Below are 11411 nucleotides of genomic sequence, written 5' to 3'. Positions count from 1 at the left end.
GCGTGACCGGTCCGCCGGGAGCGGACAGGCCCGCGATCAGTCGATCCGGCCCGGACGTCCCTCGTCGTCGACGACATCGCCGCCGGCGGCGGCCCAGGCCGTCATCCCGGCCTCGATGTTCGCCGTCTCGTAGCCGGCGCCGTCGAGCGCCTGGACGACCATGGCCGAGCGGACGCCGGAGTGGCAGACGACGAGGATCGCCGCGTCCCGTGGGAGCTCGTCCTGCCGCTCGCCGATGCTGCCCATCGGGATGTGGTGCGCCGCTGCGGCGTGCCCGAGCGCCCACTCGTGCGGCTCGCGCACGTCGAGCAGCCAGACCTCGTCGCGCTCGACGAGGCCGATCGCGTCCGCGGCGGTGACCTGCGCGTAGTCGGCCACGATCAGCCCTGCACGACGGGGGTCGCGGCGCGCTCGCGGGCCGACACGACCCGCGTGTCGTGCTTGCCGATCTCGGCCTCGCCGCTGCGCAGCTGGGCGTAGAGCGGGGCGGCGACGAAGATCGTCGAGTAGGTGCCGACGATGATGCCGATCAGCAGCGCGAGCGAGATGTCGCGCAGCGTGCCGGCACCGAGGACGAAGGCGCCGATCACGAGGATCGCGGCGACCGGCAGGGCCGCGACGATCGAGGTGTTGATCGAGCGCACCAGCGTCTGGTTCTCGGCGAGGTTGACCGTCTCGGAGAAGGTCTTGGTGGTGCTGCCGAGCGCCTCCGCGGTGTTCTCGCGGATCTTGTCGAAGACCACGACGGTGTCGTAGAGCGAGTAGCCGAGGATCGTCAGCAGTCCGATGACCGCCGCCGGCGACACCTCCGTCCCGGTGATTCCGTAGACGCCGGCCACGATCACGAGGTCGTGCAGGAGCGCGACGATCGCGGCGAGGGACATCTTCCAGGTCCGGAAGTACGCCCACATCGCCAGGGCGGCCAGGATCACGAAGATGATCAGGCCGCGGACCGCCTGCTGCGTGACGTCCGAGCCCCAGGCGGCGCCGATGAAGGACGACGCGACCTGCTCCGTCGGGACGGAGTAGGCCTCGGACAGGGCGTTGCGGACCTGGGTCGACTCATCGGTCGACAGCTGGCTGGTCTGCACCCGGATCGAGTCGTCGCCGACGATCGAGACGCGCGGGACCGCGTCGGGCGAGACCGAGGTGACGGCGTCCGTCGCGGCGGTCTGGTCCAGACTCTCCGGCGCGGTGACCGTGAACTCGGAGCCGCCGGTGAACTCGATGCTGAAGTTGAAGCCACCGCGCGCCGCCGTGCCGAGCACGGTGAGCAGGATGATCGCGATCGAGATGAGGTACCAGGTGCGGCGGCGGCCGACGAAGTCGACCGAGCGCTTGCCGGTGTAGAGGTCGTTTCCGAACTGCGAGAAGCTGGCCATCACGCGTCCTTCCCGTTCGAGTCGTTCGAGGAGCTGCGCGCGGCGGCCGCCTCGGCGGCCTTGCGCTCGGCGATGGTCTGGCGGCGGGCGGCCTCGCGGGCGGCGGAGGAGCCCTTGCCCGAGGCCCCCTTGCCGGCGAGCACGGCGTCCTGCGGACGGAACGCCGCTCGGCCGCGGTAGACCGCGCCGAGTGCGCGCGGATCCAGTCCGGAGGCCTTGTGCCCCTCGGAGAAGAACTTGGTCGTCGCGAGCAGCTGCAGCATCGGGTGGGTGAAGAGGATCACCACCACGAGGTCGATCAGCGTCGTGATGCCGAGGGTGAGCGCGAAGCCGCGGACGCTGCCGACCGCGAGGGCGAAGAGCACGACGGCGGCGAGCAGGTTCACCATGTCGGAGGCGAAGATCGTGCGCAGCGCGCGCCGCCAGCCGGCCTCGACCGAGGACTCGAGTCCGCGGCCGTCGCGCAGCTCGTCGCGGATCCGCTCGAAGTAGACGATGAACGAGTCCGCCGTGATGCCGATCGCCACGATCAGACCCGCGACTCCCGCGAGCGAGAGGCGGAGTCCCTCCCGCCAGGAGAGCAGGGTGACGACGAGGTAGGTGACGATCGCCGCCACCATCAGCGACGCGATGGTCACCGCGCCGAGCACGCGGTACTGCGCGATCGAGTAGACGACGACGAGGATGAGCCCGATCAGGCCCGCGAGCAGGCCGCTGGCGAGCTGGGTCGAGCCGAGCGTCGCGGAGATGCTGTCCGAGCTCTGCACCTGGAAGCCGATCGGCAGGGCGCCGTACTTCAGCTGGTCGGCGAGGGTCTTCGACGACTCCTGGGTGAAGGAGCCGGAGATCTGCGCGTTGCCGTCGGTGATCGCCGCGTTGGTGGACGGCGCCGAGATGACGCGGCCGTCGAGGACGATCGCGAACTGGTTCTGCGCGCCCTGCAGGCCGACGAGGCGCGAGGTGACGTCGCCGAAGGCCTGGGTGCCCTGGTCGTCGAAGGAGAGGTTGACGGCCCAGGTGCCGGTGCTGGCGCCGGAGGACGTCGTCATCAGGCCGTTCGAGGCGTCGGAGATGTCCTCACCGGTGATCTCGACCGGGCCGAGGATGTACTTCGCCGTGTCGTTGTCGTCGCAGGTGATCAGGGGCTGATCGGCCGGCGCGAGGTTCGGGTCCTGGTCGTTGAGGAACGCGCAGTCGAACGAGGTGTACTGCGCTTCGAGCGCCGGCGTGATGTAGGCGAGGTCGCTCGCGCTGGTCGGCGCGGCCGTCGGCTCGGTGGCGAGCGAGGGGTCGACCGGGGTCGGCGTGGGCGAGGCGGACGAATCGCCGCCGACCGAGCTGTTGGTCGCCTGGCTGGCGACGAGCACCGGGCGGAAGTCGAGCTTCGCCGAGGCCTCGATGCGCTGCAGCGTCGCGTCGTCCGGCGTGCCCGGGATCGAGACGACGATGTTGCTCGAGCCCTGGGTCGTGATCTCGGACTCGGAGACGCCCGCGGCGTCGATCCGCTGGCGGATGATCGAGACGGCCTGCGTCAGCTGCTCGGACGAGACGGTCTGGCCGTCCGAGAGCTGGGGCTGGAGCACGATCTGGGTGCCGCCCTCGAGGTCGAGCGCGAGCTTCGGCGTCCAGGAGCCGCCACCGAAGGCGACGGCGGCGGCGTTGAGGCCGACGAGCGCGAGGATCAGGACGCCGAGCCAGCTCAGCGAGCGCCGGGCCTTCCGGACGGGGGTTGATGCGGCCACCCAGGGCTCACCTTCTTCTTCGGTCGGCGCCGGCTCTCCGGCCGACGCTGGCTCTGCGGTCGACGTCGATCCTCGCGCAGGCGCCGACCCCGGGGGCCGCGCCTGTCGTCCGATCGACGGTCTTCGGTCCGGGGCGCACCCCGGACGTGGAAGGGCGGGCGGGGTGCCGATGCACCCTGCCCGCCCTGGAGACTACTGCGCGTCGGGCCTGCGGTCGCGCTCGACCGGGTCGACCAGCGGGTCGGACGTGTGCGCGGCGTCGCGCTCGCCGAACGCGGGCGACTCGACGGCCGCCACGGACTCGGCCTCGTCCTCGTCGGCGACGACCGCGTTCTCGGTCGGGTCGATGAGGCGGGCGATGGCCTGACGGTGGATCGTCAGGAGCGTCCCGGGGGTCGACTCGATGACGATCTTGTTCTCGTCGTCGTCGATCGAGACGACGGTGCCGAACAGGCCGGAGCCGGTCATCAGCTCGACACCGGGGACCAGCCCGGACTTCATCTTCTCCGCGTCGCGCTGCCGCTTCTTGTTGTTGCGGAACATGAAGATGATCATCACGGCGAGAAGCAGGACGAGCAGGATGATCGTCGGATCCATGGGTGAGCCTTCCGGAGTTGAGGGTGATCCGCCGCGCACACAAGGGGTGGCGCATGCGGATCGAGCGGCCCGTCGGGCCTTGAAGATTATAGGTCATCTCCGAACAGGGGCCGCTGGGAGGCCGAGGCGGCTCCCCCGCGCGGATCCACGCCGAAGTGCCGGTACGCGGCCGGGGTCGCGACGCGGCCGCGCGGCGTGCGGGTGAGCAGCCCGATCCGGACGAGGAACGGCTCGACGACCGCCTCGACCGTCTCCGCCTCCTCGCCGACGGAGACCGCGAGCGTGTTGAGGCCGACCGGTCCGCCGTCGAAGCGGGTGAGCACGATGTCCATCACGGCGCGGTCGAGGCGGTCGAGGCCGAGCTCGTCGACGTCGTAGAGGTCGAGTGCGGCGCGGACCGCGGTGACGTCGGCACGGCCGCCGTGCACGAGCGCGAAGTCGCGGACCCGGCGCAGCAGGCGGTTCGCGATGCGCGGGGTGCCCCGGCAGCGGCCCGCGATCTCGGCGACCGCCTCGCCGTCGATGTCGAGGTCGAGCAGCCGCGCGGCGCGGGTGAGCACCTGGCGCAGCTCGTCCTCGGCGTAGAACTCGAGGTGGGCGGTGAAGCCGAAGCGGTCGCGCAGCGGATTCGGCAGGAGGCCCGAGCGCGTGGTCGCGCCGACGAGGGTGAACGGCGCGAGGTCCAGGGGGACGGAGGTCGCGCCGGCGCCCTTGCCGACCATGATGTCGATCCGGAAGTCCTCCATCGCGAGGTAGAGCATCTCCTCCGCGGAGCGCGCCATCCGGTGGATCTCGTCGATGAAGAGGATCTCGCCGGGCAGCAGCGAGGAGAGCACGGCGGCCAGGTCGCCGGCGTGCTGGATCGCGGGGCCGCTGGACATCCGCAGCGGCGAGGAGCTCTCCTCCGCCACGATCATCGCGAGGGTGGTCTTGCCGAGGCCGGGCGGGCCGGCCAGCAGGATGTGGTCGGGCGTGCGGCCCTGCATCGCCGCCGCCTTGAGCAGCAGCTCGAGCTGGCCGCGGACCTTGCGCTGGCCGACGAACTCGCCGAGGTTCTTCGGGCGGAGCGCCCCCTCGAAGGCGATCTCGGCCTCGGACGCGACCTCGGGGCCCATCACGTCGTCGCCGCTCACGAGCGCGCCGCCGGACCGAGCCGGGCGAGGGCGAGGCGGAGCAGCGACTGCACGCTCGCGGCGTCGGAGGCCTGGGCGTCGAGCAGGATCTCGTCGACGACCTCGGCGGCGACGCGCTCGGGCCAGCCGAGGCCGACGAGGGCCGAGAGCACGCTCTGCGCGGCCGTCGCACCCGGCCCGGAGCCGCGGGCGGCGCGCGGGCGGACGGCGAGCTTGCCCGCGAGCGACAGGATGATGAGCTTCGCGGTCTTGGGGCCGATGCCGGAGACCTTGCGGAAGACGGCGTCGTCCTCGTCGGCGACGGCCTGGGCGATGCGCTCGGGCTCCACCGAGCCGAGCACGCCGAGCGCGGACTTGGGACCGACGCCGGTGACGCCGATCAGCAGCTCGAAGATCTCGAGCTGCTCCTCGTCCGGGAAGCCGTAGAGGGTCAGCGAGTCCTCGCGCACGATCAGCGTCGTCGTCAGCACGGTCTCGTCGCCGACCCGCAGCTCGAGCGCGTGCTGCGGCGTGACGTTGACCGCGTAGCCGACGCCGTGGACGTCGACGACGGCGAGGCTCCCGCGAGCGGAGAGGACGGTGCCGCGGAGGGAGGAGATCACCGCGTCAGTCTAGAGGCTCGAACAGGCGTTCGAGCGGCGGCCTCCGCGGCGCGCCAGGCCCGCTGGGCCGCGCTCTCCCCCTCGGCGGCGGCGGGGCCCGCGGCGAGGGGACCGCGCCAGGCGTGGCAGACGGCGAGGGCGAGGGCGTCGGCCGCATCGGCCGGCTTCGGCGGGGCATCGAGCCGGAGGATGCGCTGGATCATCGTGGTGACCTGGCGCTTGTCGGCCGCTCCGTAGCCGGTGACCGCGGCCTTGACCTCGCTGGGCGTGTGCATGCCGACGACGAGGTCGCGGCGGGCGGCCGCGACCAGGGCGACGCCGCTGATCTGGGCGATGCCCATCACCGTGCTGACGTTGTTCTGCGCGAAGACGCGCTCGATCGCCACGGCCTCGGGCCGGTGCTCGTCGAGCAGCGCCTCGATCCCGTCGCCGAGGGCGAGCAGCCGGCGTTCCAGTGGAGCATCGGTGGGGGTCCGGAGGACGCTCACGTGCACGAGCGTCGCGCGCCGGTCGCGGCCGACGTCGACGATGCCGACGCCGCACCGGGTGAGCCCCGGGTCGATCCCGAGGACGCGCATCAGCGCGCCCGCTCGGGACGAGCCGGGGTCACCGGGTCACTCCTCGTCGTTCTCGAGCTCGGCCCGGACCTCGGGCGTGATGTCGAGGTTCGTGTAGACGTTCTGCACGTCGTCCGAGTCCTCGAGCGCGTCGATCAGGCGGAAGACCTTGCGCGCCGTCTCGGCGTCGGCCTCGACCTGCAGCGAGGCGACGAACTCGACGTCGGCGGCGTCGTAGTCGATGCCGGCCTCCTGCAGCGCCGTGCGCGCCGGGACCAGCTCGGCGGCCTCGGTGCGGACCTCGAAGGACTCGCCGTGGTCGATGACGTCGTCGACGCCGAAGTCGAGGACCGCGCCGAGCACGTCGTCCTCGGTGACGCCGTCACCGTGCGGGACGGTGATGACGCCCTTGCGCGCGAAGTTGTAGGCGACGCTGCCCGGGTCGGCCATGGTGCCGCCGTTGCGGGTCATCGCGGTGCGGACGTCCGCCGCGGCGCGGTTCTTGTTGTCGGTGAGGCACTCGACGAGCAGCGCGATGCCGTTCGGGCCGTAGGCCTCGTACATGATCGTCGTGTAGTCGATGACCTCGCCGGTGAGGCCCGCGCCGCGCTTAATCGCGCGGTCGATGTTGTCGTTCGGGACCGAGGTCTTCTTCGCCTTCTGCACGGCGTCGACGAGCGTCGGATTGCCGGACATGTCGGCGCCGCCGATCTTGGCGGCCACCTCGATGTTCTTGATCAGCTTGGCGAAGGACTTCGCGCGGCGCGAGTCCTTGATCGCCTTCTGGTGCTTGGTCGTGGCCCACTTGGAATGCCCGGACACGGTGCTCCCTCGGAAATCTCGTTCGTGCGACTCCCTCGGGCGCCGCTGATGGCTGGTCCAGTGTAATCGAGCACCGGGCGGGGCGGCCCGAGCCGCGCCCGAGGGCGGGATGCCGTGGTGCTCCTCGCCCTGGGCGCCGTCCGCCGCAAGAGCGGCTGAACTGCACGAATCCGGCCAGGCCTGCGTCCGCTGCCAGGAATGACCATGTGCAGTCGGGTCTGCGGAAGGGTTGCCGCGGGGCGGACCAGGCCGCCGCGCAGCCGAGACGAGAACGAGGACCGCGATGATGAACGACCCGCAGAGGGACGGCACGACCGGGCAGGACGGGGCTCGTCCTCCGGGGATCGGGCGCCGATCGGCGCTCGCGGTCGCCTGGACGGTCCCGGTGATCGCGGGAGCCGCGGCGGCCCCCGCGGCCTCCGCCTCCACGCCGCCGAAGGAGGACGGCACGTTCCTCGGTGTCTGGCTCGTCTCCGACGGCCTGGAGTCCTCGCGGGCCTTCCGCGTCGAGGTGTACCTCGACGGGACCGGGACCCCGGGCACCCCGGTCGTCCTCCCCCAGGACGCGGTGGTGCGCGTCACCTGCTCGAACCACGACGTCGCCGTCTGGGCGGACGGGATCGTTCCCGAGGGGCCGCGGGCCGGCTCGATCACGATCCCCGCCGGGGTCTACCCGACGGTCGGGGAGTACACGATCGGCGACAGGAGCGTGGTGGTCACCGCCCCGTACCCGGGGCCGCAGACCGTGTGCGAGCTCGCCGCCGAGCCGCGGGGACGGTTCGCGGTGGAGGCGAAGGTGACTCGCGGGCCCACCTATCGTGGCCCCGACCCGTACGCGGTCGGCATCTACGGCCGCCCGTCCGCGGTCGTCGTCCTGGAGTTCTGAGAGGCCTCCGAGTCGCAGAGAACCGTCACCGGTTCGGCGGGGCGGAGTCCGCGCGGAATCGAGCCATCCGGCACCGTTCCCGCCAGAGATTCGGCACGCTTCACGCCCGGTCGACAGAGTGTCCGAGGCGAGGCAGCCCCCCTGAGTCCAGTCGACGCGACCGAGAACGAGGACACCGATGACACCCGATCAGCACCACTCACCGAGCGACGATCGCCCCACATCGATCCCGCCGGGAGTCGCGCGCCGTACCGCGATCGCCGCCGCGTGGACGACGCCGGTGATCGCCGCCGCGGTCGCCGCGCCCGGCGCCTCCGCGTCCCCCGTCGGAGCTGGGATCTTCGCCGGTGTGTCGATCAGCTCCAGCCTCGGAGAAGGCCGCTTCTTCGTCCTCGTCCTCCTCAACACGACTGCGACGACGACCACGACGGACGTCGTCTTCGGAGAGGACGTCCGGGTGGACATCGCCGCTGAGCATGACGTCGCGCCCTGGGGCGAGGGGGTCGTCGCCGACGGTCCGCGCAGCGGGCATCTCGTGATCCCGGCCGGCTCGCACCCGGTCACGAACAGCTACGAGACCGAGGGGAGACACGCTGCGGAACTCACGAGGCTCTGCTTCTGCGGAATCACCGCCTCCCCCAAAGGCAGCATCACCGTCTCGGCCACGGTGATCCGAGGGCCTCTTTATCAGGGGTCGGACCCCGCCGTGAAGGCTCAGTACGGGAGCTCGTCGGCCGTGGGCACGATGACGATCTGACGAGTCGGATCCGCGCGCTCGGGTTCTCCGATCGCGCCACCGGCACCGTCTCCGCCAGCGATTCGTCACTCGCCGCTCCTCGTCGACAGGGTGTCGGGCGAGCCGGGCAGTCCCCGCCGTCCCATCGACGCGAACGAGAACGAGGACACCGATGACACCTGATCAGAGACACCCGGATGCCGGCGATCCCCGTCCGTCCGATCGTGCGGGAGTCGCGCGGCGGACCGCCGCCACGGCCGCCGAGACGGCGCTGGTGGTCGCCGCGACGGCCACCGTGACCCGCGGCCCCGTCCACTTCGGGCCCGATCCCGCCGCCGTCCGGCTGTTCGGAGCGACGTCCTCGACGGAGACGGTGCAGAACTGACGGGCGCGCTACTTCAGCAGTCGGGACAGCACGCGGTCGGCCAGCGGCTTGCCGCCGGTCTGGCAGGTGGGGCAGTACTGCAGCGTCGAGTCGGAGTAGATCACCTGGCGGATCGTGTCGCCGCAGACCGGGCAGGCCTCGCCGGTGCGGCCGTGCACCCGCATCCCGAGCTTCTTCTCGCGCTTGAGATCGGCGGCGTGCAGCCCCTCGGCCCGGCCGAGCGCCTCCTCGAGCGTGTAGTGCAGCGCGGTGTACAGGCGGTCGAGCTCCTCCGGCGTGAGCGTCGCCGGCTTGAACGGCGACATCTTCGCGACGTGCAGGATCTCGTCGGAGTAGGCGTTGCCGATGCCCGCGATCCGGGACTGGTCGCGGAGGACGCCCTTGAGCTGGGCGCGGCCCGCGGTGGCCAGGATCGCCCCGAGGATCTCGCGGGTGAACTCGGGGTCGAGAGGATCCGGACCGAGCCGCTCGACGCCCGGGACGTCCCGCGGGTCTCTCACGATCGAGATCGCCAGGCTCTTCTTCGTGCCGGCCTCGGTGATGTCGAAGCCGGAGCCGTCGTCGAGGATCAGGCGCGCGGCGAGCGGGCCGCGGCCCGGCTTCACCGGCGCGGTCGGCCGCTCGGGGCGCCAGCGCACCCAGCCCGCGCGGGCCAGGTGCAGCAGCACGTGCACGTCGCCGATCGCGAGATCGAGGAACTTGCCGTGCCGGCTCACACCGTGCACCGTCTCCCCCGCGAGCGAGGACGGCGGGATCGCGACGGTCTTCAGCGCGGAGATCGCGAACACGTCGAGTCGCTCCAGCACGCGGCCGCCGAGGCGCTCGTCGAGGTCGCGGGCGAGCGCGTGCACTTCGGGGAGTTCGGGCATGCCCCTACTGTGCCGCGCCGAAGCGGGTGGCCGCGACCTTGCGCAGGAACAGCTCGTGGAAGCGGTAGTCGCCGGTGATCTCGGGGTGGAACGAGGTGCCCAGCAGGGCGCCCTGCTCGACGGCGACGACCCGGCCGTCGGCCAGGGCCGCGAGGGCGTGCGCGCGCTCCCCCAGCTCCTCGACGACGGGGGCGCGGATGAAGACCGCATGCATCGGCGGGTCGCCGATGCCGTCGATGTCGAGGTCGGTCTCGAAGGAGTCCAGCTGGTTGCCGAAGGCGTTCCGACGGACGGTCACGTCCAGGCCACCGAAGCTGCTCTGGCCGTCGATGCGGTCGAGCACGCGGTCGGCGAGCATGATCAGTCCGGCGCAGGTGCCGTAGACCGGCAGACCCGCGGCGATCGCCTCCTTCACCGGCTCGGCGAGGCCGAACAGGCGCGAGAGCTTGTCCATCACCGTGGACTCGCCGCCGGGGATCACGAGACCCGCGACCGACGCGAGCTCGGACGGACGGCGCACCAGCACCACCTCGGCGCCGAGCTCGCGCAGCACGTGCGCGTGCTCGCGGAAGTCGCCCTGCAGGGCGAGGACGCCGACACGGAGCCCTGCGAGGGACCCCCGGGTCTCGTCCTCGCCCGCGACGGGCGCGCTCTCGCTACCAGCCACGCTCGGAGAGGCGGTGCGGCGCGGGCACGTCGGCCACGTTGATGCCGACCATCGCCTCGCCGAGACCGCGGGACGCCTCGGCGACCACCTTGGCGTCGTCGAAGAACGTCGTCGCCTTGACGATCGCGGCGGCGCGCTTCGCGGGCTCGCCCGACTTGAACACGCCGGAGCCGACGAAGACGCCGTCGGCGCCGAGCTGCATCATCAGCGCAGCATCGGCCGGGGTGGCGACGCCGCCGGCGGTGAAGAGCACGACGGGGAGCTTGCCGGTCTGCGCGATCTCGGCGACCAGCTCGTAGGGAGCCTGCAGCTCCTTCGCGGCGACGTAGAGCTCGTCCTTCGTCAGGGACTTGAGGCGGTTCACCTCGGCCGAGATGGTGCGGATGTGCTTGGTGGCCTCGGAGACGTCGCCCGTGCCGGCCTCGCCCTTCGAGCGGATCATCGCTGCACCCTCGGTGATGCGGCGCAGGGCCTCGCCGAGGTTGGTGGCGCCGCAGACGAAGGGAACGGTGAAGTTCCACTTGTCGATGTGGTTCACATAGTCGGCCGGCGAGAGGACCTCGGACTCGTCGATGTAGTCGACGCCGAGCTCCTGGAGGATCTGCGCCTCGACGAAGTGGCCGATGCGGGCCTTGGCCATCACGGGGATGGAGACGGCGGCGACGATCCCGTCGATGAGGTCGGGGTCGCTCATCCGCGCGACGCCGCCCTGCGAGCGGATGTCCGCGGGGACGCGCTCGAGCGCCATCACGGCGACGGCTCCGGCGTCCTCGGCGATGCGCGCCTGCTCCGCGTTGACGACGTCCATGATGACGCCGCCCTTGAGCATCTCGGCGAGCCCGCGCTTGACGCGGCTCGAGCCGAACTGCTCCGAGGCGGAGGAGGACGTGGGGGTGGTGTCGGTCATGTTCGCGAGTCCTGTTCTGTGCGGCGACTTCCGCCGACGGCAGCGTCCAGTCTACGAGACGGGGCTGACCGACATCGGCGCTGGACAAGGCGGGCGGGGCGGGTCTCGAGACGCGGCAGTGGGGCT

Annotated in this window: 14 protein-coding genes; 3 read left to right on the top strand and 11 right to left on the bottom strand. The window is 71.6% G+C overall.

What is annotated here, in order from left to right; all coding sequences use genetic code 11:
* Positions 1–36: 36 nt before the first annotated feature.
* The 8 genes from MT350_RS15535 to MT350_RS15500 all read right to left on the bottom strand — a co-directional run bounded on the left by MT350_RS15535 (position 37) and on the right by MT350_RS15500 (position 6835).
* Positions 37–378, bottom strand: a complete 342-nt coding sequence (locus tag MT350_RS15535; protein ID WP_132436284.1) for a rhodanese-like domain-containing protein — start codon at positions 376–378, stop codon at positions 37–39.
* A gap of 2 nt (positions 379–380) precedes the next feature.
* Positions 381–1382, bottom strand: coding sequence for a protein translocase subunit SecF (secF, locus tag MT350_RS15530; protein WP_243599934.1), 1002 nt, complete (start codon positions 1380–1382; stop codon positions 381–383).
* Positions 1382–3124: a protein translocase subunit SecD gene (gene secD / locus MT350_RS15525; RefSeq protein ID WP_243599933.1), complete on the bottom strand. Its 1743-nt coding sequence runs from the start codon at positions 3122–3124 to the stop codon at positions 1382–1384. Before secD ends, secF begins: the two co-directional genes overlap by 1 nt.
* Before the next feature lie 192 nt (positions 3125–3316).
* Complete coding sequence (gene yajC, locus MT350_RS15520; protein ID WP_123704427.1) at positions 3317–3721, bottom strand: preprotein translocase subunit YajC; 405 nt, start codon at positions 3719–3721, stop codon at positions 3317–3319.
* Positions 3722–3807: 86 nt separating this feature from the next.
* On the bottom strand, positions 3808–4836 hold the full coding sequence (gene ruvB / locus MT350_RS15515) for a Holliday junction branch migration DNA helicase RuvB (RefSeq protein ID WP_123446196.1): 1029 nt from the start codon (positions 4834–4836) through the stop codon (positions 3808–3810).
* 14 nt (positions 4837–4850) lie between these two features.
* Positions 4851–5456, bottom strand: a complete 606-nt coding sequence (gene ruvA / locus MT350_RS15510; RefSeq protein WP_123446195.1) for a Holliday junction branch migration protein RuvA — start codon at positions 5454–5456, stop codon at positions 4851–4853.
* The gene (gene ruvC, locus MT350_RS15505) at positions 5453–6034 is read right to left on the bottom strand and encodes a crossover junction endodeoxyribonuclease RuvC (RefSeq protein ID WP_243599932.1); all 582 of its coding nucleotides are present in this window, start codon (positions 6032–6034) and stop codon (positions 5453–5455) included. The genes ruvA and ruvC overlap by 4 nt, the downstream gene beginning before the upstream one ends.
* Positions 6035–6070: 36 nt before the next feature.
* Complete coding sequence (locus MT350_RS15500) at positions 6071–6835, bottom strand: YebC/PmpR family DNA-binding transcriptional regulator (RefSeq protein ID WP_123446193.1); 765 nt, start codon at positions 6833–6835, stop codon at positions 6071–6073.
* Between the two features lie 286 nt (positions 6836–7121).
* Here MT350_RS15500 and MT350_RS15495 point away from each other — a divergent pair, with 286 nt between their 5' ends.
* The 3 genes from MT350_RS15495 to MT350_RS15485 all read left to right on the top strand — a co-directional run bounded on the left by MT350_RS15495 (position 7122) and on the right by MT350_RS15485 (position 8842).
* Complete coding sequence (locus MT350_RS15495; protein WP_243599931.1) at positions 7122–7721, top strand: hypothetical protein; 600 nt, start codon at positions 7122–7124, stop codon at positions 7719–7721.
* 178 nt (positions 7722–7899) lie between these two features.
* Entirely contained in the window at positions 7900–8478 is a 579-nt protein-coding gene (locus tag MT350_RS15490) for a hypothetical protein (RefSeq protein ID WP_243599930.1), read from the top strand.
* Positions 8479–8629: 151 nt separating this feature from the next.
* On the top strand, positions 8630–8842 hold the full coding sequence (locus MT350_RS15485) for a hypothetical protein (protein WP_243599929.1): 213 nt from the start codon (positions 8630–8632) through the stop codon (positions 8840–8842).
* 8 nt (positions 8843–8850) lie between these two features.
* Here MT350_RS15485 and MT350_RS15480 read toward each other — a convergent pair whose 3' ends face one another.
* Genes MT350_RS15480 through pdxS form a run of 3 tightly spaced genes read right to left on the bottom strand, consistent with a single transcriptional unit; the run spans position 8851 to position 11285 of the window.
* Complete coding sequence (locus tag MT350_RS15480) at positions 8851–9711, bottom strand: Fpg/Nei family DNA glycosylase (protein WP_243599928.1); 861 nt, start codon at positions 9709–9711, stop codon at positions 8851–8853.
* A 4-nt stretch (positions 9712–9715) separates the two neighbouring features.
* A complete protein-coding gene (pdxT, locus tag MT350_RS15475; RefSeq protein WP_308197380.1) occupies positions 9716–10378 on the bottom strand; it encodes a pyridoxal 5'-phosphate synthase glutaminase subunit PdxT in 663 nt (220 codons plus the stop codon).
* Complete coding sequence (gene pdxS, locus MT350_RS15470) at positions 10368–11285, bottom strand: pyridoxal 5'-phosphate synthase lyase subunit PdxS (protein ID WP_159984516.1); 918 nt, start codon at positions 11283–11285, stop codon at positions 10368–10370. Before pdxS ends, pdxT begins: the two co-directional genes overlap by 11 nt.
* Positions 11286–11411: the final 126 nt, after the last annotated feature.

The sequence above is a fragment of the Rathayibacter sp. VKM Ac-2928 genome, from assembly GCF_022815545.1.
Classification (GTDB): domain Bacteria; phylum Actinomycetota; class Actinomycetes; order Actinomycetales; family Microbacteriaceae; genus Rathayibacter; species Rathayibacter festucae.
Note: the sequence above shows the minus strand (reverse complement) of the source record. Positions and strands in the feature narration are given on the sequence as shown.